Genomic DNA, 24,074 nt, shown 5'->3' on the forward strand with positions numbered 1-24,074 from the left:
GCAGACATTTATAACTCTTGGCAAAATATAGCAAACGAATCAGCTGATTGGATAATACGGTAAAAAAATATGTTAACTGATGCTCAAATTCAACACGCTATTAATAATCTTAATATACTTATTGCACACTATAACTCGCCAATATCCTGCTTTTCTTTTGACAATGAGCGAGTTACAAGGAACTGGTTTTTCAAATCTGAATCAACACATGCTACTGCCCTGAGTAATTATTTAAAGAAAATTATCGATGAAGTTTCAAGCGACAAAGTAGATAAGACTAATAGTTTATATTCTAGTTTGTTTATTAGCTTACAAAATTTCCTTCATTTACAACCGAATCGGGTAATTGAAGGCTTGAATTTTAATTTAGAGAATAGTCAGTACCTGAAACGCAAAAACTTGATTATTAAGAGACTGGAACATTTTCATATCGAGAATCAATTCAGGGATGATCTGAAACGACATCTTCTTCCTGAGATTCAATATGATACGTGCACTGGGCATTATACCTCGCCAGACGATGATAAAGCGCATCAACATGGCTCAGAAGCCCAGCGAATTTTCTTCTCTACTCAATGGGAAAGATTAAAAGCCTTATGCAATTGGTTATTGGCTAAAATGGGTATTCATATTTTTGAAACCGCACGTTATAAAGAACATGACTATTTGGATAGTGAGGTCTATGCCAATGATCCCGCGATTGAACCAGGGGTAAGCCCACAACAATCAGCCACTCATTACTGGATTGGCCATGCATCAAATCTAATGACCATACCGGCCCATGATTCGCCATTGCATGTAGTCACTGATCCTGTTGAAGGTGATTTGGCTCCATTTCTATACCCGCGTATGACAAAAGAAGGGAGTTTAATTGATGGAACTGGCAGTAAAAAATTACCCAAAATTGATATAGTAGTGATTTCTCACAATCACCATGATCATGTAAGTCAGTCCACATTGAAGCGCCTATTAAAACAGCAACCCAAGATGGTAGTTCCGGAAGGTGACGAATCATTCTTTTTAGGCATGGGATTTACCGATGTTGTAGGGTTGAAATGGTGGGAACAAGCAAAGATTACAGATTTCCAAGGGAATGAATTATTAAGGATAACTGCAGTGCCTGCCAGGCATTGGTCGGGTCGATCGCTGACCGATGCTCATTGCTCAGCATTTAATGGCTATGTGCTGCATGCAAATCAATTAGATGGAGATATTTATTTTGCTGGGGATACCGCGTTAATGGATGACATGTTATCACAGCCCATTTTTGAAAAATTCAATATCGTTACCTCTATTCAACCCGGTGGTCCAGATGAGCGGCGTGAAGACATGGAGTCTACTCATCAATCTTCTGCGGATGCAATTCTGATGCATTTTAAAATATTAGCTGCACAATATCAAAAAATGAAAGAGAAGAATGAGAGTTTATCTCTTGATGATTTTTTAATTGAAAATCAACATCTTAAAACTCTTTATAACCATACTGCTACTTTCAAATTAGGAAATTTACGTCTGAAAGATACCTATTACAGTTATCAGAGAATGGTTGCTGCATTTAGGGAAGATGCTCAATGGAGAGCTGATCATTTACCAAAGCATGAGCAAAAGGTTTACGATCATATTCAACTTTTGATAAGCAATATGGTTTTCAAAGATAATCAACAGCTTAGTAATCGGCAAATTGCCGATCTGATTCTGGGCAAGGTAGTTATTCCCAAAATTGGTCAAAGACAACCACTTTATTTTAAAGAAAAACCGATAAAGACAGAAACATTTCAATATCGTAATCTGATTACTAATCGTCGTGCTTTACTCGAGTTTGACATGTTGCTGCAAGAATCCATTGCTGAGTCGAATGAATTCTTTAATATCAAACGACTTATTTTAAATCTGTTGCGAGCCTATCAAAATCCCTGGCATGCCTTTTTTTCCCGAACGCATCTTGGAGTAGGTAATTACGAGCAAGATATCCGCAATTGCCAGAGTAATAGCGATTTACTCGCTGTATTAAACCATATGGAAAGAAATCTAGGCAAAAGAAATCCACATGGCCACATGCAGAGTTTGATTTATTATGCTAAATGGGTAATTGATTTTTCCAATAAATATCAACATGAAACTCTAATGAAATTTAAAGAATATTTTGCTTGCCAACAGATAAGAAAATTGGCTGATCAAGAGATTCATCATGCTGGCCTTATAGTGGGTTTCGGAGATCGCCAAGCGAAGCAACAGCGGTTTAAAGTACTTTCAAACGAATTGGCTGATTTGCCTGAGGATGTTGCAGAATATAGAAAAGCTATCGATAATTGGCTTGCCACACGAGTTAATGATGGACAATCTACCCAACAATTGCTTAGTGAAAATCGCTCATCTGTTTTTGCAAAAAAAGTAACCCGTGGAGAAAGCACCGTGCTCCATATCAAAACAACTCTTGATCTGGCAGTATCAAGTTAATAGATACAATGACTTTAGTCTTTTGTATTAATGGGTTGGATGTCATTCACTTACTTTTTGTACTTGAAGAATAGAATAACGCTAAAGTGAAATTGGTTGTCTCGGGGAAATATACCATGGTAATGTTGTCTGGCGGAGAGACAGGGATTCGAACCCTGGGAAGGTTGCCCTTCAACGGTTTTCAAGACCGCCGCAATCGACCGCTCTGCCATCTCTCCGGTCGAGAATACTATATGAACGCCTATCATTTTGCAAATGTTTTTTTATAGATAAATAAAAGAATAATAGGTTGTTCGCAAATTAACTGGTCCTAGGTATAATGTCCCAAATTTTCCAGTTGCTGTACTTATAAATACAGCAGATATAATTGATAGGTGTGCTTTATGAAACGAATTCATGTGTTATTTCTTATTGGGTTAGTTGTTGGAATCTCATCGTGTACTAAATGGGGAAAAGATGATGAGGATAATAACCCATATAAAGGCATGACAGCTAAACAGCTCTACACTGCGGCACAAACCTCTTTAAAAAAAGAGGAATATGCTACTGCTGCCAAACAGTTGGAAGCCATGGAGTCTATGTATCCTTTTAGTGACTATACTGAAAGCTCTCAAATGCAGCTTATTTATGCCTATTATAAAGACGAAGATTATCCTTCTGCTGCAGCAACGGCGGAGCGCTTTATTCATCTGTACCCACGCGCAAAAAACGTTGATTATGCCTATTATATGAGAGGTTTGGCTAACTTCCAGCAAACACGAGGCGTATTTGCCAAAATGCTTCCTATGGATGAATCCTGGAGGGACCCTGGAACACAAACTCAAGCACTGGTTGACTTTGCTACTTTAATTCAGAAATTTCCTGACAGCAAATATAAAGCCAATGCTTTGCAACGTATGATTTATCTACGAAATATGTTTGCTCAGCACGAACTCAATGTCTCTCTTTACTACTTCAAACGTAAAATGTATGTGGCTGCCATTGAACGGGCCAGTTATCTAGTGAAAAACTATCCTCAAGCTCCCAGCGCTCAAAAGGCTTTAGTGGTAATGTACGAAGCCAATAAAGCATTAGGGCTTAACAAGGCAGCGGAGGATGCTATGGCTGTTTACAAGGCTACTTATCATACTTCTAATATGATCAGAATTAATTCTTGATGAGTACAAAAATTTATAGAGTTTATTCTGTCAGCTGGGTTAAGCAAGTGATGTGCAATCCACTCGTTTTCTCTTGAATCAAGATGAGAGGGAGCTCTGTTAGCAAAGGAGCTCCCTCGATAGGTTACGGGTTAAAATGATACGACTTTATATTGTGCAATCTTCTGCAACTTTTTCAATTTGAGCCGATTTCATTTCTGCATGATTAACAAATATCTTCATTAATCCGTTACTAAGTTCTCTTAACTCCCCACTTAATAAGGTCAACGCGGCATCTTGTCTTTGATACTCTTCTTCCAATTGTCTGATCTCATTAAAATCGTCGATCAGATAATCAAGGCTTTTCAGTTTTTTAAAAGTAAAATCCTGCGTCAAGGTGAACTGAATCCGCTCTTTCCAAATTAATGAGATTTCTGCAGTCCCCATACCTTGAGCCAATAGAGTCAGGATTTCTTCGGCAGGTAATTCGTAGCCTTTACAATGGACTCGTTTTTTTTCATCTTCAAGAGAAAAGAGTAAACAATCGGAGGCTAATTGAAAGTCATCAGGTAGAGTTGCTGGAGAATGGATCCATTCTGCGAATCGCAAGGCAAGATTTTCGGTAAGGTTTAATGGTTCTATCACAATACCAGGGATTGATTTACGCAAAAAAGAAGTCAACTGAGACGCCTGATTGTTGCTTGAAGTATTAATAATTAATCTCTGACTGACACTATCAAGAATCGCTAAAAGTTTTTTTTGAACACAGAAGGATTTAGGCAATAGTTCAAATTCAAGATCCTCAGCCATTTGAGCCTTTTCTGCGCGTTTTACCGGTCGACCCTGGGCTGCTTCTATTTGCTGAATTTTTTCTTTGAGCATTTTATTAATGACTCCTCTAGGGAGAATTCGCTCTTCTTTACCCAGGCAAATAAGCGTGCTACCAGCTACTTCATGCACCATTTCCTGCTCAAACGCAGGAACCCAGCCATAAGTAAAGCGAGCATGGGGGGGGCAGGGCTTAAGCGCTTCTTCAGTCAAAGAATGGTTTAAATCACATCCACCGTCTAGTTTGTATTGAAACATCAGTGCATTATTGAACCACATAATCAGTCCTTAAAATAAATTTGCGATGTTATCACGGATAGCATTTTACTGCGATGATTAGGGGCTGTTGCCATTTCGACGCAAGAGAGCAAACTGCCAACAGACCCTGACCAAAACTCATAAAATACAATAGGTACCTATTGCTATAGTTCTATTGTAAGGTAATTTATAGAATTCAATATTTAAATTCGCTGAGTAATTGCGCATCAAGAAAGCAAACAGTTTTTCTTGCCAATAAAAACTTAGTGATCTTTTTTCTTTCGAAGCCATAATATTGGGTATTTCAACCATAAATGTTGCTGTGTCAACATTGAACTTAAAAGGAAGTATATTTTTATTGCAAGCTTTTTCCAGACTTCTTGGGATATTAATTGTTTCCATAAAGCCATAATGTATTACTAGTTTACATACTTTTTCATCAAGGCAAACAATTTCATAGCGCTGGCTATAATGAACATAAGGAATGTTATCAACAATATAATTTACAATTAAGACATTTTCCGGTACTGAGCGGTTTAGTTTAAGAAAATGGAGAAAGCTACCACCACTTTTGTCATAAACATCAGTAATAAAAATCGCCGAAACACCGGGCAGTTGATTTAAACTTTTATATTGTAGTTGTTTTAAAATTTTAGAGATATCTTCTTTGTTCATATAAAAATTATCTCTTAAATACTCTAACCCATAGCGCCAACTGTACATAATGAAGGCTATAAAGAAAGCTAAAACAATTGGAACCCAGCCACCTGTAATGAATTTATGAGTATTAGCTCCTAAAAAGGCTAAATCAATCAAAAGGAATAGACCAAAGAGAAATATCACATTGAATGTTGACCATCTCCATATTGAAACAGCAGCATAAGCAACCATGGCATCAACTAAAAGCATTTCAAGGTTTACAGCAATTCCATAAGCATGAGCCAGGTTATCCGAGGTTTTGAAAGCCAGGCAAAATGCCATGGTACCAATAAATAGAATAAAATTGATTTGTGGAACATAGATTTGTCCTGAATGTAGCATGGAGGTCTGGACAATTGGAATTTTGGGGCATAAACCTAACAACACGGCTTGTTTGGTTAGTGAAAAAGTTGCTGAAATTACTGCTTGAGATGCGATCACTGTAGCAACAGTTGCAATAATAATTAAAGGCAGATAAAACCATGGTGGCGCAATCATGAAAAATGGGTTGCTTATTTCTTCGGGGCGTACTATCAGGTTAGCGCCTTGGCCAAAATAATTTAATAGCAGGCAAGGAAGCGCTATAAAAAACCAGCTGAATCGGATTGGATTTTTACCAAAATGACCTATGTCTGCAAATAAGGCTTCACCTCCTGTTACTACAAGGAAAATACCCCCCAGTAAAAAATATCCTCTCAGGCCTTCGTCAACCAAAAATGCAATGGCATGGTAGGGGTTGATCGCTTGCAAAACTACTGGATGCTCTACAATTTGCAATATTCCTAATATGGCTATGGTTATAAACCAAATAAGTATAAGTGGCCCAAAAAGATAGCCTATCCTTGCTGTGCCTTTGGCTTGCAAAGAGAAAAGCAAAACGAGGATCACAGAAGCAATGGGGAGAACGTAAGGGTAGAGCTTATCCGAAAGAGTTCCAAGACCTTCTACCGCACTGACAACGGAAATGGCCGGGGTAAGCATACCATCACCTAATAACAAACCGGCTCCAAATATGGCGACTATGTAAAATAGAGGTTGATATTTGGTACTCTTATGCTTCATTAAAGCAAGAAGTGCCAAAATTCCTCCTTCCCCATCATTGTCAGCCCTAAAAATAATCATCAAGTACTTAAAAGAAACAATGATGATTAATGACCAAAAAATGAGCGATAATACGCCTAATATATTGAATTGATTGATAGGAATGCCTGATAAGGTAACTTTTAAAGCATACAGTGGGCTAGTACCTATATCACCAAATACAACCCCAAGAGCTCCAAGGGCAAGGCCATAAGTGAACCTGTTTTTTTTCATTTCATAGGAGGAATAACGCATGTGCTATCACCAAAAGGCATTAATTGCCAGTACATAGGTCATATAATGAGAAGTATTGATTCCACTCACGGGAAACCAAACTCCACCAATTACTCCAATGTTTTCATTGAAGTTGTATTCTATTGCCGGAGCTAGTGCTTCTTCTCTAAATGAGGCGTTGCCAATAACTACGGGGGCAGCATCCAAATCACTGACATTGACCGGCGGGCTGCCAATGTTGTTAAAGTTTAAAATACCGTTAAATCGAGTGGCTTTACCAGTTGCAATATAACCTTCCATTACGGCAACCCAGTGTTGAGTAAGAGTAAATTCGAAGGCCAAGTCTAAGTTATTTTCAATGCCGGGTTTAACCGTCCCATGAGTATTTATTGAACCACCATAACTACTTAGTCCATCAATATGAACATTACTGGAAAAAAGGCGTGATGCAATAAATCGTGTTCTTAGATAATGGGTTTTAAAAACTTGTAATAAATATTGAAAGTCTAAGCCCACTAACGTTTGGTAGCTTCCAAGACCAGTGGCATCCGTACCAAGTAAAGCCGGATTCAATTGGTCATAACGTCCAGTGGGTATTGTTTCCTGTAAAAGGACACGAAAATCGATTCTTTTAGGGGAACCTTTTTGCTCTAGGATTTGTATTCCCAATGCAGTTGAAACATCAGCCAAATGGTTCTCATGGACTCCGCGTGTCGAGTTGAATAAATAAGGCACGGTCAACTGCACATCCAGCCAGTCAGTAAAGCCATGAGTGAGTATTGGGTTGGCGGCAAAGGTTTTAAACTTGGGTGTGGATATTCTTTGTCCAGATGCATTGTATTGCCCATCAGTAAAGACATCAATGCCATAAACTTCGAGGTTGGTATGGCCCTTGGGGACGGTATGGCCTGCGGGTGCCAATAAAGGTCCAGTGAACCAGGGACCGGCATAAGCAACGCTCACTGAAGATGAAAATAGAAAAATGGTTAGGTATTTTGTAAATTGCCGCATATTTGTCCTTCTTTCCATTGCAAGTATAATTCTTGATAGTGTAGATTAACTGACTTTTAGGTTTTGGGAAATAGAGAATGAAAGCGAAAGTTATTTTAGTTAGTGGAAAGCAAAACACTGTATTAAGAGGTCATCCCTGGATTTTCCCCAAAGCCATAGCTCAATATTCTGGCAAGCTAATTACAGGTGAATTGGTTGAGATAATTGGCTCTGAAGGTGAGAGTTTAGGATTCGGAGCCTATAATGAGCACTCTTTATATAGAGTAAGGGTTCTTGCTCTCTCCAATGAACAGATAAATAGTTTCGATTACAAGTCTTTAATTACTCATAGAATCAAGCAAGCCAGTCTGGTGAGACGATGTCTTGATTTACCAAATGAACAGACTAATGCTTATCGATTGTTCAACAGTGAAGCGGATGGACTCTCTGGTTTAACGATTGATTGCTTTAATGACTATTGTGTTATAGCAAGTTCTGCCTATTGGGTAGAATTGAATAAATCGATTATTGTTCATGTATTACAAGAGTTACTCCCGCATAATCATATCATTTGGCTTCCTCAAAACAAGCCATTATCTCAAGATGGCTGGAAAGAAATTCATACAGAGAAAAGTCAGGGTAGCACTCAGGTTTTGGAAGAAGGTGTTCTGTATCATGTTGAATTTGCGCAAACCCAAAAAACTGGATTGTTTCTTGACCAAAGAGAAAATCACAAAAGGATAGCAAAACTATCCAGGGGAAAAAGAGTCCTGGATCTTTATACTTTTACGGGAGGGTTTGCTTTGCACGCAGCTAAAGCGGGAGCTCTTCATGTTACGGCTGTAGATAGCTCGGTGCAGGCAATAGAGCAGGCTAAAAATAATGCTGTTTTAAATCACTTAAATACCATTGAATTTATTAAGGCAGATGCCAGAGAATATCTGAAAATGGCTGGCGAATATGATGTGGTCATTCTTGACCCGCCAAAACTGGTTCCTTCACAAAAACATTTACAGCAAGCTAAAAATTATTACCGATTTTTACATAGAGAAGCATTTAAATATATGAAACCAGGATCTTTATTGATGACTTGCAACTGTTCTTCAGCGCTGTCATCCCAGGATTTTTGTTCCCTGGTAAGCGCTCAGGCTGTTGCGATGGGAAAGCAGGCGCGTATTTTAGGCGTATACGGACCAGCAAGCTGCCATCCTACCTTGGCAGCTTTTCCAGAGGGAAATTATTTAACAGCTATTTTATTGGCATTGGTATAAAGGGAACCTTGATTTTTAAATCAAGGATGGTATTAGGTTAATTTTTTTGTATAACATTTGATTGGTTTGGTCTTAATATGTATAATTGGCGCATATCGCAATAGAGAAAATTAAGCATTTTCTAATGAGTTTAGCATTGAAAATCAAGTCAATTATTTTATCTTTTTTTCTTGTTTTGGTGACTACGGTAGCTTGTGCCACACAAGTGAGTTTGAGAGATAAAATTGGGCAAATGTTAATATTAGGATTCCAGGGCAAAGTGGTTGACGAGAAATCACCTATTGCCCAGGCAATTGAGAAAAACAACATTGGTGGTGTTATTCTTTTTGATTTTAATCAGCAGTCACAAACTTTTGATAAAAATATAGAAAGTCCGGAACAAGTTAACCGGTTAAATAATCAGTTACAAACACTTACGCAAAAAGCCAATCGTAAATATCATAGAGATAATTTACCATTACTTATTTCTGTTGATTACGAGGGGGGAAACGTTAATCGATTGCATCCCCGTTATGGATTCCCTGAAATGCCTTCAGCAAAAGATATTGGCTCCATGTCTCTGGAAAGAGCTGATGCATCAGCAGAATTGATGGCAAATACTTTAAAATCAACAGGATTTAATTTGAATTTTTTCCCTGAATTAGATGTGAATATAAATCCAGATAATCCTATCATAGGCAAAAAAGACAGGAGTTTCTCTTCGATACCGGAAATTGTCACTCAATACGCGCAACTTTATACAGAGCAATTTATAAAACATCAAATACATTGTTCATATAAACATTTTCCTGGACATGGCAGTTCATTATCTGATTCACATTTGGGTTTTGTAGATATAAGTGACACCTGGAGCGAGCAAGAATTAATCCCTTTTTTACAATTATTATCTCAACCCAATCATTGCGATATGGTGATGATAGCTCATATTGTGAATAGAAAACTGGATATGACAGGGCTACCTGCCAGCCTTTCTTACCAGATCATTAACGGATTATTGCGTCGTGATTTAAAATTTGACGGGGTTGTTATCACCGATGATATGCAAATGAAAGCAATAACGAATTATTATGGATTAGAAACTGCTGTTACTCTTTCAATTAATGCAGGAGCAGATATGCTAATATTTGGTAATCAATTGGTAGAAAAATTTCAAGACTCGACAGAAATCATTGACATGATCGAGCAAAAAGTTCGATCGGGAGAGATTTCTGAACAAAGGATTAATGAAGCTTATCAACGAATTGTAAAAATGAAGAGGTCTTTTAATTATTAGAGATTTTTCTCGATTTACTCTGATAAAAGTACCTGATAATCTGCGAGCTATAGATAAGCTGAGGTATATATGCGATGCAGGTCAATTATCAAAAAAACTAATATAAAAAATGGGATTTTTCAGATTAAGGTGGCATTGCATGAAAAACGCGCTGAAAAGGGAAGATGCGGCGAATAAAAAATTGGGAGTTTTGATTTATGAAAACGTCCAGCCTATGGATGTTATTGGGCCGTGGGAAGTGTTTGCAACCTGGAAAACTATTCTTGATGCCTCTATTGATATGTTTCTGGTGGCAGAAAGCAGCAATGAAGTTTGTTGCGCAAATCAAATTAGCCTGAAACCTCATTGCGAATTTAACAATTCTCCACAATTTGATTATTTACTGGTTCCAGGTGGGGCTGGTAGAAGAGAGCAAGTAAATAATCCACGTTTGATTTCTTTTTTGAAAAAGCAGGCTCAAAACACTGACTATTTGCTTTCTGTTTGTACTGGAGCATTTTTATTGCATGCGGCAGGCCTATTGACTCATCATGAAGCAACAACTTATTGGCGCGCTATGCCTGAATTAAAGTCTTTTGAGGATGTCCAATTGGTTGAAAAGCGTATCGTTAAGTCAGGTAAAGTTTGGACTACTGGTGGAATTTCCAGTGGCATTGATCTGGCATTTGAATTTATTTCAACCATTGCTGGCAATGATGTTGCGGGAAAAATACAGTTGCTTTTTGAATACTTCCCTGAGTGCAAGCTGTATTCCCAGCCTGCTATGGTGAGTGAGTTGCCTTCTTACTATGCAACTAAAAAGGATGAGGCAGTGTTGGAAATGAATTTGCCTGATTACATTAAAGAGTATTTCAAGAAAAGTTAATTTCTTAATAGTAGTTTAAAAAATTAACTAGTCTTGATTGATAATTACTGAGGATTCTGGTTATAGAGATCTTCTATGGAATAAGCAATTAAGTATGTACACTTCTGTCTCTTGCCTGTAAACACAATAAAACATCATAAAAACTTAACTCACAAGCTTTGAGAAGCACTAATAAATGATAAATTAAATCAGACGCTTCGTTGATAAGTTCTTCTTTATTGTTACTCACAGCAGCGATCACTGTTTCTACCGACTCTTCTCCTAATTTTTGAGCACATCGGTTCACACCAGAATCCAAGAGTTGAGCAGTATAACTGTTTGGATTTTTTTCCTCAGCACGTTCATTAATTAATTCAATCAAACCATCAAGAAACCCAAGAGTATAATTATTATGTGGCTGATAACAGGTTGAATAACCTAAATGACAAGCGGGCCCTTTAGGAATAACCTGGATCAAAAGACTGTCATTGTCGCAATCGGCACTAATATGTTGTAGAGCCATACTATTGCCGGAAGACTCTCCCTTACGCCACAGTCTTTTCCGACTTCTGCTGTATAAGGTCAGTTGTCCTGTAGTTAGTGTGGCAATTAATGCTTCCTGATTCATATAACCTAACATCAATACTTTACCATTTTCTGCGTTTTGGATTATTGCCGGCAATAGTCCATTCATTTTTTGCCAATCAAGAGAGTTAATGTCCAAGTCACTCATAGTCTTACCTCAATATTTTCTGTTTGTAATGCTAGTTTTATGTCATTGATTGCCAGTATTTTGTCATGAAAAACGCTTGCTGCCAAAGCCCCACTGACATGAGACTTTTTAAATACCTCAACAAAATCATCAATTTTTCCAGCACCGCCCGATGCGATGAGGGGAACGTGGCAGAGGTTAATCATTTCTGATAGCTGTGCAATATCATATCCCATTCGAACGCCATCAGATTGCATGCAATTAAGGACTATCTCACCAGCACCGCGGTCTTGAATTTCATATATCCATTCTCGAGTTTTGCGTTTTGAATTGATACTTTTATTTTCATTGCCTGTATACTGATAGACATAATAATCATCAACTATCCACTGACTATCAACTCCTATTACCATACATTGTTTTCCAAACTCTTTGCTCAATTCATTAATTAATGAAGGGTTTTCCAACGCAGGGCTGTTGATTGAGATTTTATCTGCTCCGGCATTTAATATTAATCTTGCTTGATGCAAGGTTCGGATGCCTCCAGCCACTGTAAATGGAATATTGATAGTAGCCGCTACTTTATTGACCCAATCAGGACAAACAGATCGGTCATCGCTACTTGCAGTAATATCATAAAATACTAATTCATCAGCCCCTGATGCTGAGTAGTGAGCAGCCAAAGGGAGTATCTCTCCAATTATTCTATGGTTGCGAAATTTTACTCCCTTGACAACCTGATTATCACGAACGTCAAGACAGGGAATGATTCGCTTCGTTAACATAATAATTCCTCTAAATTCATATGATCTTGATAAAGCATTAGCCCAAGGATTACGGCGGATATTCCTAATGAATTCAGCGTTGTAATATCCTGCATATGGCGTACTCCCCCTGAGGCTTGCCAGGCAATCTGAGGAAAATATTCAACTGCTTGTTGATACAAATCGAAATTAGGACCATTCATCATGCCATCGCATGCGATGTCAGTACAAAGTATGTTCTTTATCCCATAGTTTTCGTAATAGGACACTACTTCCCAAAGGCTGCTTGTACTATTATTTTGCCAGCCATTAATCGCAAGAAGGGGGACTTTTGTATCAACACGAACGTCCAGAGCAAGAACAATATTTTCAGGTTTAATCTTTTCAATGATTTGTATTGTCAAATCAGGATTTGTAATAGCCAGGCTGCCAATGACCAATTGTGAAATTCCTGCGTTGCTGCATTCCAAAGCTTGTTCTATACTCCTGATTCCACCTCCGGCTTGAATTGGTATTCCTGTCTTTTGCATGGAACAAATGAGCTCCAACTGTTGCATTTTTCCGCTGCGAGCACCATCCAAATCGACTACGTGAAGGCGTTTGGCGCCTAGTTTGGCAAAATGCAAAGCCCTTTCTATGGGAAAAACGCTAAATTGCGTTACTTGATCAAACCGTCCTTGTTTTAAGCGCACACATCGTCCAGATTGCAAATCAATAGCTGGAATAACTAACATGTAGACTCCAAAGATAAAAAGTTATTTAGTAATACCATGCCAACATTGGCTGATTTTTCTGGATGAAATTGCATACCATAAAAATTACCTTTTTTTACAACTGCAGTGAACTCTTCATGATACTGACATCGAGCTAATGCATAATTATCTGCTTTTAGAGCATAGCTATGAACAAAATAAACATAATCACTATTATTTAATCCTTGTTGTAATGATGATGTTTTTTGCCAATGAAGATTGTTCCATCCCATATGAGGAACAGGATGATTTCTTTCAGCTTTTAATAACTCTGCAACTCCAGGAATCAAACCCAGGCAGGGTATGTCGTCTTCTTCGCTGTATTCAAGCAATAATTGCATTCCAAGACAGATGCCAAGAAGTGGTTGGGTTAAGGTTCTTAAAACGTCTATTAGCCCATTTTGCTGCAAAGCTGTCATACCAGAACGTGCTGTTCCAACCCCTGGCAAAATGACATGGCTTGCTTTTTGTATTTCTTCAGCATCATGGGTCAGTGCAAAATGCCCTCCCAATCGAATCAAGGCATTTGTCAGAGAAGTTAAATTATTCCCACTGACATCAATCACAGCAATCATAATACACCCTTGGTTGAAGGTAGATAATTATTCGTTCTTGAGCATGCCTGTCGCAAGGCTCTACCTAAAACTTTGAAGCATGCTTCGATCATGTGGTGATGATTGGTGCCTGTTACCTCGATATGGATAGTTGCCCCCAACGCGCTCGATAGCGATTGGAAAAAGTGAGGGATCATTTCTGTTGCCATACCGCCAATAAATTCACGAGTAAACTGACCTTTGAAGTCACAAAAACTTCTGCCGCTAATATCGATTGCAATGGTAGCTAATGATTCATCCATAGGAAGGGTATAACCGTAACGATTAATTCCCCATTTGTCACCCAGCGCTGTTCTAATTGCTTCCCCCAATGCAATGGCTGTATCCTCAATCAAGTGGTGCTCATCTACTTCCAAATCTCCGGAAGCTTGTAATCGTAAATCAAAGCCCCCGTGCTTTGCTACTTGTTCCAACATGTGAGTGAAGAAAGGGATAGGGGTGTCTATAACACTGGTTTGATCGCTATCCAGTTGAACTGACAAATCTATTGTCGTCTCTTTTGTTTTTCTTTGCACAGACGCTTTGCGAGCATCGTTGATAATTGCAGAAGCCACCATTTCCCAAGTATGTGTTTTCGAAATGGGCAAGAAATTAACGCCCAGATTATCAGCAAACTCTTTATCAGTATCCCGGTCGCCAATTACCCATGAATATTGTTTGGCAAATACTGTTTCTTTTAAGTAAGGTTCGAGCAAGCCAGTTTTAGGTTTTCTACAAATACAATTGTTTTCTGGGGTGTGAGGGCATATAAAAATCTCATCAAAAAGAATCCCTTGAGAGGAAAAGAGATCCAGGATAAATTCATGGCAAACAGCAAAATCCTCTTCTGGAAAAGCTACGGTTCCTATGCCATTTTGATTGGATACCATAATGAAGGTAAAGCCAGCTTTTTGTAATTGCAATAGGGCTGGTATTACTCCAGAAGTTAATTTAATTTTATCCAGAGAATCTACTTGAAAATCAAAGGGTTCTTCAACTAAGGTGCCATCGCGGTCAATAAATAAAATCTTTTTCATAATTTAATCCTGCTACATCAGCGTTAAATGAGGATAAGGTATTAATCAATAATTGATTTTGCTCATCATGACCCACCGTAATACGAAGGTGATCATGCAATAAAGAGGACGAAGGAAAATCTCTTACTGCGATGCCATAATGGGCAAGCCAAGTGGTTAATTGTTTTGAAAATCGTGTTTGAATGAGAATGAAATTGGTTTCAGTAGGATAAATTTTTTCAATGATTGGATTATCGGCAAATTTTTTTATAACCCAGGCACGAGATGATTTGATTTGCTCAATAGTTTTTGTGAACCAATCGCTATTATTCAAAGCTCTTTTAGCCAGCTCCATACTAGGAGTGGCAATGGAATAGGGGGCAATGATTTTATTAAAAGCTTGAATAATAGGACTCTGGGCTATAATGCAGCCTAAACGTAATCCAGCCAGCCCAAAGGCTTTCGACAGGGTTCTTAAGACAATCAGATTTTCAAACTCTCCAATTAAGGACGTAGCGCTTGGTGCATTTGCAAACTCTATATACGCCTCGTCCACAACTATAATAGATTGATTCGCATACAGTTCACATGTCTTGGCAATTAAATTTAAATCCACCAAATTACCAGTCGGGTTATTGGGACTACAAAACATGATAATTTTGCAGTTTGGTTTCCAGCTATTTTCAATTTGATCCAGGGTGAGGCGAAAATTAGTCCTTCTATCCAAAGGACATTCGATCAATTCTGCTTGTTGTAGCCGAACATAAAAAGCGTACATAGGAAAAGTAGGGGGAAATTGCATGAAAGCGTCTTTTCCGGCGGTTAGAAAAAGTCTGGTTGTCAAATCAATGCCATCATCACTTCCTCTGGTCAGTATGATTTGATCGGAATAGATTTGATAACGTTTTGCCAATTGCTTTTGCAGCTCTATTTGTAAGCCAATGTTTGGGTAATAATTTAAATTGTGCTCCCCCATAGTAACTGGTGACCAAGGCAGTTCATTGGCATGTGATCGATAGCGAGCACTCTCACCACCGGGGACATAATTTTTACTATTTAATAGATCTGCACGAACAAGATTGAGTATGGACATTTAATCCCCCAGAGTATTGAGTCTTATTTGAACGGCATTGGCATGAGCATCCAAACCCTCTAATTCCGCTAAAGTCATTGCCGCTGGACCTAAATTACGGATAGCCTCTTGATTTATGGCTTGCACGGTAAATCGTGTCATAAAATCAAGAGTAGAAAGCCCGCTATGGTTTCTGGCAAAACCACTGGTAGGTAAGACGTGATTGCTTCCTGTTACATAGTCCCCCATTGTTTCTGCGGCCCAAGAGCCAAGAAATACTGTTCCGGCAGCCACGATTTTCTCAACCCATGGTTCGGGGTTTTTTCTGTTAATGATCAGGTGTTCCGGAGCGTAGGAGTTGATAATATCCAGCTGTTCCGATTGATTAGAACAGATAATTATCCTGCTATTCGCGAGAGATCGTTTGATAAATTCTATTCTTGACAAATAACTCATCTGAATTTCCAGCTGTTGATTAACCTGGTTTGCCAATTCACATTCATCACAAATTAAAATAACCTGTGAATCCGGGCCATGTTCAGCCTGGGCTAATAAATCTGCAGCAATAAATTCAGGGTTTGCCTCAGTATCTGCAAGAATCATCACTTCAGATGGCCCAGCGGGCATGTCAATCGCAGCTCCGTCGGCGTCAATTGCAACTAAAGTTTTTGCCTGAGTGACATAGCTATTACCCGGTCCGAATATTTTATCCACTTTGATGACACTTTCAGTGCCATAAGCCATAGCCGCTATGGCTTGAGCTCCGCCTATAGCGTAAATTGTGTCGATACCACATAATCTTGCGGCTACGAGTATATGTTCGTTAATTTCCCCTTCTGCATCAGGGGGAGTACAAAGCACTTTTATTGGGCAGCCCGCTACCTTTGCCGGTATTGCTTGCATGAGAAGCGAAGAGACTAAAGGTGTTTTATTTCCTCCAGGCACATACAAGCCAACTTTTTGGATTGGTCTGTAGACATTGCGGATTGTAATTCCTGATGCAGTAGAAATCTCGGTATTTTCAGGTAACAAAGACTGGTGATATGACGAGATTGTTCCAATGGCTTGTGTTATAGCATTGAGGGCATTTTTCGGTATGTTTGCCTGTTCAATTTTTTCCTGAGGAACCTGTAAATATTGTAAATTGACTCTATCAAACTGTTTAGTTAAATCATAAAGTGCTTTATCTCCTGATAATTGAACTTGATTTATAATTTCCAGCACATTTTCTTTTATTGCAGAACTCTGTCGCGGTCTTGAAAGGCATAGCTTTTTATCGTTTTCAGAAAGTAATTGCCAGTTTTTAATTGTTAACATATGAATTACTCCAGCATTTTTTCAATGGGTAATACCAGGATGGAGCTGGCACCTAAATATTGAATTGTCTCTAACGTATTCCAAAACACACCTTCACTGGAGACTACATGCACTGCAACTTTTTCATTGTTTCCCGGTAATGGAAGAATGGTTGGGGACTCAGCGCCTGGTAATTTCTGAGCAATTCGCTCAAGGGCGGATTTGGGCGCATGAAAAACTATGTATTTTCTTTCCTGAGCTTGCTGGACAGCCTGGATTCTTCTGGCAAGCATGGCAAACAACTCTTGAATATCAGGATCCAATTGTCTCTGAGTTTGAATAAAGACGGCCTGACTGTTAAGAACAGTATCGACTTCTTTGAGTTTGTTATCTTCGAGTGTTTGGCCAGTGGATACCAAGTCGCATATGACATCAGCCATTCCCATTCGTGGCGCTACCTCAACCGAGCCGGATAATGTCAGAATTTCCGCACTAATTTTTCGTTCAGCAAGATAATTGTTGAGTAAATTTGGATAGCTGGTTGCAATTCGCTTCCCATCCAAACTACCGGCTCCTTGATAGTCGAATGCTTCTGGTACTGCTATCGATAAACGACAAGTACAACTGCCTAATGCCAATATTTTTCTATAGGCTTTGTCTGGTCTGTTAAAAGAAGCTTCCAGCAGCACATTTTCTCCCACGATGCCACCATCACATAAACTGTCGAATACGAGAGTAGGGATGTCATCATCGCGAACAAATAGTAAATCGATTGGAAAATTATCAACATGAGTTAATAATGCGTTTGGTTTAATACGAAACTTTAAACCACAGCGTTGTAGGAGATTTAAAGATTCATCTGATAATCGGCCTTTTTTTTGTAAGGCCAGACGTAAACGATTTTTCACAACTTCTCCAATCTTTCGGCTATTAAACGATAACCGCCTGTACCAAAGCTTAAACAACGCGCAACTCGCGTGATGGTTGTTACACTGACCCCTGTTTCTTCATGAATCGTTCTGTATGGGATGCCCTGGCGTAGCAAAGGAACTATTTGCCATCGATCAGCCATAGATTCTAGTTCAGCAGGAGTACATAAGTCTGTAAAAAACTGCATGGCTTCGTCTTCGTTTTTAAGCAAGCTGATAGCTTGCATCAAATTAGGCAGCGCAGATTTTTTAAAAGATCCGTGTATTTTCATGTTAATGTATTAACGTATTGTAACATTTTAATGATGATAATGATTATCTTTAGCATTGTCAATAATTTAGTGAAAAAAAATTCTGGATGGGGTAGAGTATACAGGTCTCTTTCCGGGAAACTGGATTGACTGAAAATCAAAAGGCAGAAGTAAATATTTTTATCAGAGACTGTCGATATGATAAATCCTGAGGAAATGTCATGAAACCACTTACCAGAGATATTGTATTTACCCTTTCATTTAAAATGATATTGCTCGTTTTATTATGGTATTTCTGTGTCAGAGGAATGCATCCTGAGTTGTCTAGTAATAAAGAATGGTTGTTAGGAAAAGAAGAACAAACAGTACTTACCCCAAATAACAAGAGGTAGTTTTATGATTCCAGCTGCTGAAGTTGTTGATTTATCAAGGTTACAATTTGCATTAACTGCACTATATCATTTTCTATTTGTACCCCTTACGCTGGGGTTATCGGTTATGTTAGCTATCATGGAGACAGTTTATGTAATGACTGGCCGTGATCTCTGGAAGAAAATGGTCAAATACTGGGGTGTTTTGTTTGGGATTAATTTTGTTTTGGGAGTTGCAACCGGTCTGACTATGGAATTCCAGTTTGGTACTAACTGGGCTTACTATTCACATTATGTGGGAGATGTATTTGGTGCTCCACTGGCGATCGAAGGGCTAATGGCCTTTTTTCTGGAAGCTACCTTTGTGGGTTTATTTTTCTTTGGCTGGAATAGATTGTCAAAATTGCAGCATCTGACCTCAACATGGTTATTAGCTTTAGGCACTAATCTTTCAGCATTGTGGATTTTAATTGCTAATGGTTGGATGCAACATCCTGTAGGCGCCTATTTTGATTACCAAACGATGAGAATGGAGGTTAGCAGTTTCTACGAAATGCTGTTTAATCCTGTTGCTCAGGCCAAGTTTGTGCATACCATCAGTGCGGGATATGTAACAGGAGCCATGTTTGTCTTATCCATAAGCGCCTATTTTCTTTTGCGGGGGCGAAATAAAGCGTTTGCCAAACGCTCAATGACGGTCGCAGTTTCTTTTGGTTTGGCTTCGGCATTGTCTGTTGTGGTACTGGGCGATGAGAGCGGTTATGTTGCCAATGAAAACCAAAAAATGAAGTTGGCTACTATGGAGGCGATGTGGCATACCGAGAAAGCTCCCGCCAATTTGACTGTTTTTGGAATACCAGATGAGAAGACTCTAACGACAAAATATGCAATAGATATTCCTTATGCCCTTGGTATTATTGCCACGCGTTCGTTTAATACCCCTTTACAAGGTATTATTGAATTAATTGAGGAAGGAAAATTAAAAATCAAAGATGGGATGATTGCATACGATGCATTGAAAGTTCTTCAGAAAGATCCAAAGAACGAACAAGCCAAGGCTGTTTTTACAAAACATAGCGAAAATCTTGGTTATGCTTTATTGCTTAAGAAGTATACTGAGAATGTGACGGATGCTACTGAGGAGCAAATAAATCAAGCGGCGAACGATCTCAAACCTAAAGTCCTGCCAATGTTCTTCTCATTTAGAATTATGGTTGCTTGTGGGATATATTTTATACTTCTTTTCGCAACCGGTTTTTATTTGTCTGTAAGACATCGATTGGAAAAAACATCTTGGTACCACAGGGTTGCATTTTACTCTTTGCCTTTACCTTGGATAGCTGCTGAATTAGGGTGGATAGTAGCAGAATATGGCCGTCAACCCTGGGTTGTTGAGGGTATTCTGCCTACTTTTATGGGGGCCTCCTCTTTAACATCAGGACAAGTAATGACTTCAATCGCAGGTTTTGTATTGTTTTATACTGTTCTTGCAATTGTTGAGATTTACTTGATGGTCAAATACATACGTCTTGGCCCAGATGGTATGAATCATCATTGATGAAAGGAGAATCAAATGCCTTTGGATTATGAAACACTCAGAATAATTTGGTGGTTGTTAATAGGTATTTTGCTTATTGGCTTTGCCATTATGGATGGATTTGACCTTGGTGTGGCAATGTGGCTTCCCTGGTTAGGTAGAACAGATATTGAGAGACGGATATTAATTAACAGCATTGGCCCAACATGGGAGGGTAACCAGGTTTGGTTTATACTGGGCGGAGGCGCTATTTTTGCGGCTTGGCCTACTCTCTATGCCTTATCTTTCTCAGGTTTTTACTTGGCTATGCTGGTTGTTCTTTTGGCGTTGATTTTAAGACCCGTTGGCTTTAAATACAGATCAAAGCTGGATAACCCCATATGGAGAGCATTTTGGGATTGGGCTTTATTCATCGGTGGATTTGTTCCGGCTTTAATCTTTGGGGTAGCGGTTGGAAATGTCATACAAGGTGTTCCATTTTATTTTGATGAGAGTTTAAGAGTATTCTATACGGGAAGTTTTTTTGAATTACTCAATCCGTTTGCTTTAGGGTGTGGATTATTATCTGTGCTTATGCTTGCCATGCATGGTGCTTTTTTTATTCAAGTAAAAACTGTAGGGACTTTGCAAAATAAAGCAAAAGACAGGGCTCGCTGGAGTGCTCTTTTGGTTATTTTTTTATTTATTGGATTAGGGGCTTGGGTTTATTATGGTATTGATGGTTATGTTTTAAAAGGAACAGTTCCCCATGATGGGCCATCAAATCCTTCTTACAAGGACGTCATTATTCAAGCCGGAGCATGGTTTAATAATTATAAAGAGTATCCAGTATCACTTTTAGTGCCTGTTTTATGCATAATATCCGCTTTTTTAGCGATTATTTTTGCGAATAAAAGTGTGTTGGCTTTTGTGCTGAGCGGATTGAGCGTTGGTACTTTGATTGCAACGGTAGGGGTTAGTATGTTTCCTTTCATATTACCCTCTTCTTCAAATCCTAAATACAGTTTGATCGTTTGGGATAGCTCTTCCAGCCAGGTTACTTTGTTTATTATGTTAGTGGCAACGGTATTATTATTGCCTATTGTGCTTGCATACACGGCTTGGGTTTATCGAGTATTACGAGGTAAGGTAACTGAAAGTTCTATTAAAGCAGAGCAAGATTCTGCGTATTAGGAGGTTTTTCTATGTGGTATTTCTCCTGGATTTTGGGCACAGGACTGGCTTGTGTGTTCGCGGTGCTTAATGCAGTATGGTTGGAACTTAGAGAAGAAGACGTCAAGCAATAGACGGAGGCAATCTCAGTGTAAGTTGCTGATCTTCATGGATAGCTCAGCAACTGAAAACACAATGAGTGATGATTGTCTTACTCTTTTTTAAGGAAAATCTGTAATCCTAATATTATGCGCCATAACGCTCTTGATAGGACTCCAGTTTTTGTACCTGTTCGTATTGATTGTCATTTTTCAGAAATTCTATTAGATCAAACAAATTGATAATTGAATAGACTTCAATTCCTTGCTCCCTGATTTCTGACAGGGTTGATTTCTCAGTTAATCCTCGTTCGCATCTGTCCAGAGCGATAATGACACCACGAAGAATCCCTCCATTCTCTTTAATCAGGGTTTGTGATTCTCTGAATGCTGTGCCCGCTGTAATCACATCGTCAATGATCACTGTCCTTCCTGTTAGCGGCGAACCAATTAATTGTCCGCCTTCTCCATGAGTTTTTACTTCTTTACGATTAAAAGTCACTGTAATGTCCCTGCCTAACTCAGCCAAGGCCACTGCAGTTGCGGTAGCGAGTGGGATACCTTTGTACGCTGGTCCAAACAAGTGCTCAAAAGAAACTTCTTGTTCTAAAAGGGTTTTTGCATAAAATTGACCTAACTTACGTAAGGAATCACCGTGATAAAATAAACCAGCGTTAAAGAAATAGGGACTTATTCGTCCTGATTTTAAAGTAAATTCACCAAATTTAAGTACTTGACACTCCAGAGCTAATTTTATAAAAGATGATTTGGTATGATTCATTCTGGTTTCCTAATACAAAATTTTATTGAAAACAATCACATATTTTAAAAAAATCCTTAACAATCAACAAAAAACTGATATGCTAATCATAGTGCAGGATTTATCCTTGCATGGAAAAGGGTTTATTATAGCGTAAATTCCTTATTAGGGAGTGATTTATTTTTTCACTTTAAGTTGCGCTAAAGTGAACTTTTATTTATTCAAATAACAATTTTGATGTATCTGTGTAAGTCAAAGGGGAAATGCGAATGTCGCAAAGAGAAACAGGCCATGTTAAATGGTTTAATGAAAAAAAAGGATTTGGTTTTATTGTTAATCAAAAAGGCGAAGATATTTTCGTGCATTACAAAGACATTCAGGGAGTTGGTTTTAAAACGCTGCATGAAAATGATCCAGTCACCTTTGAACTTGATCGAGGACCTAAGGGTTTGAAAGCACAAAATGTGGTAGTGGCTAGCGAATCAGTACACACAGAAGAATAAGCCAGATGATTTTATCTGGTGAGGCTACGCTTTATTTTTTAAAGCCTCGTTAAAGTACTTAAGAGCATGTTTATAGAAACCTGAGAGTTTGACATAAAATCCGGTAATTTTATAGTCTACTGCCGAGTCAAAAAGTACAGCTGTTCCAAATCTAAAATGAATGGAGAAGGTGGCTGACTTGAGGACGAGTGTAAGTTAAAGAGAATGGTCTGAAGCGATCTTGCTTCGGAGTGCAGCGTCGAACTCTTAGGCTTATCCACGTATGCAATCCCCCCAAAAAGCATCAGTCTCCTGTTGTTATATGCTCATTAAGTTTCTCAGATATAAAGTATTTGTATGTCAACTCAATTCATTTTTTATACCATTTTTTAGTTTGGTTTTAATAATTTTATTTTTATTGTTAATTCAAGTGCTTATCATTTTTCTATTGAAAGCAACATTTTTTTTGTCTATAGATTAGTAAATAAGATCTGAAATTATTCATAATCAAAACATAAGGGAGGTTAAAAATGTTACTTCCTATTCAGGTGACATTCCGAAATATGGATCCATCAAAAGCTGTTGAAAGCAGGGCTATAAAACTTGCTAAAAAGCTTGATTGTCTTTATGACAAAATAATGGGTTGTCGAGTAGTCATTGAGTCTCCTCATCGCCATCATAACAAAGGAAAGCTTTATCATGTACGTATTGATCTGACAGTTCCTGATGCTGAGTTAGTTGTGAGCCGTGAATCATCAAACAAGCATGCGCATGAAGATGTATATGTTTCTCTAAGAGACGCTTTTAATGCGATTGAGCGCCAGCTTAAAAATTATGCAAATCAACGGCGAGGCCATGTCAAGCGTCATGAGGATTCTATTCGTGGTGGGAGAGTTCTTGAAGTATGTCCCATTGCTGATTATGGCTACATAGAAACAATTGATGGGCGTCTGATACGATTTACAGGCCAAAGTGTCGTTGATTATGACATCAATAAATTAGAGGTTGGTGACCGAGTACGATTTGTTGAAACGGTTAAAAACACACAGGAGGCTGCTGCAAGTACGGTTTACGTTGAAGGTAAACGCCATATTATGAACTAACAGGGGTATCAGAGGCCTATTGGTAATTTGCAGTTTGCTGTTGAGTAATTGTTTAGGCGAAATGACTGCTTCCAAACAAATGATTCAAAATTTTAAATAAGGGCACTTGAGAGAGG

The 24,074-nt window shown here is 38.5% G+C and carries 24 protein-coding genes and 1 tRNA gene; 11 read left to right on the forward strand and 14 right to left on the reverse strand.

All coding sequences use genetic code 11. The annotated features are described in order from the left end of the window. The first annotated feature begins 69 nt into the window (after window positions 1-69). A complete protein-coding gene (locus LPG_RS05900) occupies window positions 70-2,457 on the forward strand; it encodes an MBL fold metallo-hydrolase (RefSeq protein WP_010946918.1) in 2,388 nt (795 codons plus the stop codon). A 130-nt stretch (window positions 2,458-2,587) separates the two neighbouring features. Here the strand turns inward: LPG_RS05900 and LPG_RS05905 are convergent. Beyond that, window positions 2,588-2,675, reverse strand: a tRNA-Ser gene (locus tag LPG_RS05905). A 165-nt stretch (window positions 2,676-2,840) separates the two neighbouring features. Here LPG_RS05905 and LPG_RS05910 point away from each other — a divergent pair. After that, the gene (locus tag LPG_RS05910; RefSeq protein ID WP_011946295.1) at window positions 2,841-3,614 is read left to right on the forward strand and encodes an outer membrane protein assembly factor BamD; all 774 of its coding nucleotides are present in this window, start codon (window positions 2,841-2,843) and stop codon (window positions 3,612-3,614) included. Window positions 3,615-3,761: 147 nt separating this feature from the next. Here LPG_RS05910 and LPG_RS05915 read toward each other — a convergent pair whose 3' ends face one another. From LPG_RS05915 to LPG_RS05925, 3 genes are all read right to left on the reverse strand, one after another. Then, on the reverse strand, window positions 3,762-4,700 hold the full coding sequence (locus LPG_RS05915; RefSeq protein WP_015444588.1) for a recombination-associated protein RdgC: 939 nt from the start codon (window positions 4,698-4,700) through the stop codon (window positions 3,762-3,764). Window positions 4,701-4,817: 117 nt separating this feature from the next. Beyond that, window positions 4,818-6,692, reverse strand: a complete 1,875-nt coding sequence (locus tag LPG_RS05920; RefSeq protein ID WP_050070678.1) for a potassium transporter Kup — start codon at window positions 6,690-6,692, stop codon at window positions 4,818-4,820. Window positions 6,693-6,719: 27 nt separating this feature from the next. Beyond that, on the reverse strand, window positions 6,720-7,703 hold the full coding sequence (locus tag LPG_RS05925) for a hypothetical protein (RefSeq protein WP_015444587.1): 984 nt from the start codon (window positions 7,701-7,703) through the stop codon (window positions 6,720-6,722). Window positions 7,704-7,780: 77 nt separating this feature from the next. On the opposite strand from LPG_RS05925, the gene LPG_RS05930 reads away from it, so the two are divergent. The 3 genes from LPG_RS05930 (at window position 7,781) to LPG_RS05940 (ending at window position 11,091) form a co-directional block, all read left to right on the forward strand. Beyond that, window positions 7,781-8,953 (forward strand): class I SAM-dependent rRNA methyltransferase, encoded by a 1,173-nt coding sequence (locus LPG_RS05930; RefSeq protein WP_010946923.1) that lies wholly within the window; start codon window positions 7,781-7,783, stop codon window positions 8,951-8,953. A gap of 124 nt (window positions 8,954-9,077) precedes the next feature. Continuing rightward, window positions 9,078-10,226 (forward strand): glycoside hydrolase family 3 protein, encoded by a 1,149-nt coding sequence (locus LPG_RS05935; protein WP_015444586.1) that lies wholly within the window; start codon window positions 9,078-9,080, stop codon window positions 10,224-10,226. A 139-nt stretch (window positions 10,227-10,365) separates the two neighbouring features. Further along, entirely contained in the window at window positions 10,366-11,091 is a 726-nt protein-coding gene (locus LPG_RS05940; protein WP_015444585.1) for a DJ-1/PfpI family protein, read from the forward strand. An 88-nt stretch (window positions 11,092-11,179) separates the two neighbouring features. On the opposite strand, the gene hisIE is transcribed toward LPG_RS05940, so the two are convergent. From hisIE to LPG_RS05985, 9 genes are read right to left on the reverse strand one after another with little or no spacing between them, the layout of a single operon-like run. Further along, window positions 11,180-11,803, reverse strand: a complete 624-nt coding sequence (hisIE, locus tag LPG_RS05945) for a bifunctional phosphoribosyl-AMP cyclohydrolase/phosphoribosyl-ATP diphosphatase HisIE (protein WP_010946926.1) — start codon at window positions 11,801-11,803, stop codon at window positions 11,180-11,182. Next, a complete protein-coding gene (hisF, locus tag LPG_RS05950) occupies window positions 11,800-12,567 on the reverse strand; it encodes an imidazole glycerol phosphate synthase subunit HisF (protein WP_010946927.1) in 768 nt (255 codons plus the stop codon). Before hisF ends, hisIE begins: the two co-directional genes overlap by 4 nt. Beyond that, complete coding sequence (hisA, locus tag LPG_RS05955) at window positions 12,561-13,280, reverse strand: 1-(5-phosphoribosyl)-5-[(5-phosphoribosylamino)methylideneamino]imidazole-4-carboxamide isomerase (protein ID WP_010946928.1); 720 nt, start codon at window positions 13,278-13,280, stop codon at window positions 12,561-12,563. The genes hisF and hisA overlap by 7 nt, the downstream gene beginning before the upstream one ends. Then, window positions 13,274-13,873: an imidazole glycerol phosphate synthase subunit HisH gene (gene hisH / locus LPG_RS05960; protein WP_010946929.1), complete on the reverse strand. Its 600-nt coding sequence runs from the start codon at window positions 13,871-13,873 to the stop codon at window positions 13,274-13,276. Before hisH ends, hisA begins: the two co-directional genes overlap by 7 nt. Further along, window positions 13,870-14,928: a bifunctional histidinol-phosphatase/imidazoleglycerol-phosphate dehydratase HisB gene (gene hisB, locus LPG_RS05965; RefSeq protein WP_010946930.1), complete on the reverse strand. Its 1,059-nt coding sequence runs from the start codon at window positions 14,926-14,928 to the stop codon at window positions 13,870-13,872. Before hisB ends, hisH begins: the two co-directional genes overlap by 4 nt. After that, a complete protein-coding gene (hisC, locus tag LPG_RS05970) occupies window positions 14,906-16,000 on the reverse strand; it encodes a histidinol-phosphate transaminase (RefSeq protein ID WP_010946931.1) in 1,095 nt (364 codons plus the stop codon). Before hisC ends, hisB begins: the two co-directional genes overlap by 23 nt. Further along, window positions 16,001-17,296 carry a histidinol dehydrogenase gene (gene hisD, locus LPG_RS05975; protein ID WP_010946932.1) on the reverse strand — a complete coding sequence of 432 codons (1,296 nt, stop codon included), beginning with the start codon at window positions 17,294-17,296 and terminating at the stop codon, window positions 16,001-16,003. 5 nt (window positions 17,297-17,301) lie between these two features. Continuing rightward, window positions 17,302-18,183 carry an ATP phosphoribosyltransferase gene (gene hisG, locus LPG_RS05980; protein WP_025862427.1) on the reverse strand — a complete coding sequence of 294 codons (882 nt, stop codon included), beginning with the start codon at window positions 18,181-18,183 and terminating at the stop codon, window positions 17,302-17,304. Further along, window positions 18,180-18,476 carry a YerC/YecD family TrpR-related protein gene (locus LPG_RS05985; protein WP_015444583.1) on the reverse strand — a complete coding sequence of 99 codons (297 nt, stop codon included), beginning with the start codon at window positions 18,474-18,476 and terminating at the stop codon, window positions 18,180-18,182. The genes hisG and LPG_RS05985 overlap by 4 nt, the downstream gene beginning before the upstream one ends. 200 nt (window positions 18,477-18,676) lie before the next feature. On the opposite strand from LPG_RS05985, the gene cydP reads away from it, so the two are divergent. From cydP to cydX, 4 genes are read left to right on the forward strand one after another with little or no spacing between them, the layout of a single operon-like run. Next, on the forward strand, window positions 18,677-18,847 hold the full coding sequence (gene cydP / locus LPG_RS15245; RefSeq protein ID WP_015444582.1) for a cytochrome oxidase putative small subunit CydP: 171 nt from the start codon (window positions 18,677-18,679) through the stop codon (window positions 18,845-18,847). A 4-nt stretch (window positions 18,848-18,851) separates the two neighbouring features. Beyond that, complete coding sequence (locus LPG_RS05990; protein ID WP_010946934.1) at window positions 18,852-20,384, forward strand: cytochrome ubiquinol oxidase subunit I; 1,533 nt, start codon at window positions 18,852-18,854, stop codon at window positions 20,382-20,384. 15 nt (window positions 20,385-20,399) lie between these two features. Next, window positions 20,400-21,536, forward strand: coding sequence for a cytochrome d ubiquinol oxidase subunit II (cydB, locus tag LPG_RS05995; RefSeq protein WP_010946935.1), 1,137 nt, complete (start codon window positions 20,400-20,402; stop codon window positions 21,534-21,536). 11 nt (window positions 21,537-21,547) lie between these two features. Further along, window positions 21,548-21,649 (forward strand): cytochrome bd-I oxidase subunit CydX, encoded by a 102-nt coding sequence (cydX, locus tag LPG_RS06000; protein WP_016356871.1) that lies wholly within the window; start codon window positions 21,548-21,550, stop codon window positions 21,647-21,649. A 112-nt stretch (window positions 21,650-21,761) separates the two neighbouring features. Here the strand turns inward: cydX and pyrE are convergent, their stop codons facing one another. After that, a complete protein-coding gene (gene pyrE, locus LPG_RS06005) occupies window positions 21,762-22,394 on the reverse strand; it encodes an orotate phosphoribosyltransferase (RefSeq protein WP_010946936.1) in 633 nt (210 codons plus the stop codon). A 248-nt stretch (window positions 22,395-22,642) separates the two neighbouring features. Here pyrE and LPG_RS06010 point away from each other — a divergent pair, with 248 nt between their 5' ends. Together LPG_RS06010 and LPG_RS06015 are read left to right on the forward strand one after the other, a co-directional pair. Next, on the forward strand, window positions 22,643-22,876 hold the full coding sequence (locus LPG_RS06010; protein ID WP_011213557.1) for a cold-shock protein: 234 nt from the start codon (window positions 22,643-22,645) through the stop codon (window positions 22,874-22,876). A 509-nt stretch (window positions 22,877-23,385) separates the two neighbouring features. Continuing rightward, a complete protein-coding gene (locus LPG_RS06015; protein WP_010946938.1) occupies window positions 23,386-23,958 on the forward strand; it encodes an HPF/RaiA family ribosome-associated protein in 573 nt (190 codons plus the stop codon). Window positions 23,959-24,074 lie beyond the last annotated feature (116 nt).

The organism is Legionella pneumophila subsp. pneumophila str. Philadelphia 1, from assembly GCF_000008485.1.
Classification (GTDB): Bacteria; Pseudomonadota; Gammaproteobacteria; order Legionellales; family Legionellaceae; genus Legionella; species Legionella pneumophila.

Bases quoted from the DNA above. Each gene is read 5' to 3' on its own strand.
- LPG_RS05900 (WP_010946918.1), top strand. From the start codon at position 70: ATGTTAACTGATGCTCAAATTCAACACGCTATTAATAATCTTAATATA.
- LPG_RS05910 (WP_011946295.1), top strand. From the start codon at position 2,841: ATGAAACGAATTCATGTGTTATTTCTTATTGGGTTAGTTGTTGGAATC.
- LPG_RS05915 (WP_015444588.1), bottom strand. From the start codon at position 4,700: ATGTGGTTCAATAATGCACTGATGTTTCAATACAAACTAGACGGTGGA.
- LPG_RS05920 (WP_050070678.1), bottom strand. From the start codon at position 6,692: ATGAAAAAAAACAGGTTCACTTATGGCCTTGCCCTTGGAGCTCTTGGG.
- LPG_RS05925 (WP_015444587.1), bottom strand. From the start codon at position 7,703: ATGCGGCAATTTACAAAATACCTAACCATTTTTCTATTTTCATCTTCA.
- LPG_RS05930 (WP_010946923.1), top strand. From the start codon at position 7,781: ATGAAAGCGAAAGTTATTTTAGTTAGTGGAAAGCAAAACACTGTATTA.
- LPG_RS05935 (WP_015444586.1), top strand. From the start codon at position 9,078: ATGAGTTTAGCATTGAAAATCAAGTCAATTATTTTATCTTTTTTTCTT.
- LPG_RS05940 (WP_015444585.1), top strand. From the start codon at position 10,366: ATGAAAAACGCGCTGAAAAGGGAAGATGCGGCGAATAAAAAATTGGGA.
- hisIE (WP_010946926.1), bottom strand. From the start codon at position 11,803: ATGAGTGACTTGGACATTAACTCTCTTGATTGGCAAAAAATGAATGGA.
- hisF (WP_010946927.1), bottom strand. From the start codon at position 12,567: ATGTTAACGAAGCGAATCATTCCCTGTCTTGACGTTCGTGATAATCAG.
- hisA (WP_010946928.1), bottom strand. From the start codon at position 13,280: ATGTTAGTTATTCCAGCTATTGATTTGCAATCTGGACGATGTGTGCGC.
- hisH (WP_010946929.1), bottom strand. From the start codon at position 13,873: ATGATTGCTGTGATTGATGTCAGTGGGAATAATTTAACTTCTCTGACA.
- hisB (WP_010946930.1), bottom strand. From the start codon at position 14,928: ATGAAAAAGATTTTATTTATTGACCGCGATGGCACCTTAGTTGAAGAA.
- hisC (WP_010946931.1), bottom strand. From the start codon at position 16,000: ATGTCCATACTCAATCTTGTTCGTGCAGATCTATTAAATAGTAAAAAT.
- hisD (WP_010946932.1), bottom strand. From the start codon at position 17,296: ATGTTAACAATTAAAAACTGGCAATTACTTTCTGAAAACGATAAAAAG.
- LPG_RS05985 (WP_015444583.1), bottom strand. From the start codon at position 18,476: ATGAAAATACACGGATCTTTTAAAAAATCTGCGCTGCCTAATTTGATG.
- cydP (WP_015444582.1), top strand. From the start codon at position 18,677: ATGAAACCACTTACCAGAGATATTGTATTTACCCTTTCATTTAAAATG.
- LPG_RS05990 (WP_010946934.1), top strand. From the start codon at position 18,852: ATGATTCCAGCTGCTGAAGTTGTTGATTTATCAAGGTTACAATTTGCA.
- cydB (WP_010946935.1), top strand. From the start codon at position 20,400: ATGCCTTTGGATTATGAAACACTCAGAATAATTTGGTGGTTGTTAATA.
- cydX (WP_016356871.1), top strand. From the start codon at position 21,548: ATGTGGTATTTCTCCTGGATTTTGGGCACAGGACTGGCTTGTGTGTTC.
- pyrE (WP_010946936.1), bottom strand. From the start codon at position 22,394: ATGAATCATACCAAATCATCTTTTATAAAATTAGCTCTGGAGTGTCAA.
- LPG_RS06010 (WP_011213557.1), top strand. From the start codon at position 22,643: ATGTCGCAAAGAGAAACAGGCCATGTTAAATGGTTTAATGAAAAAAAA.
- LPG_RS06015 (WP_010946938.1), top strand. From the start codon at position 23,386: ATGTTACTTCCTATTCAGGTGACATTCCGAAATATGGATCCATCAAAA.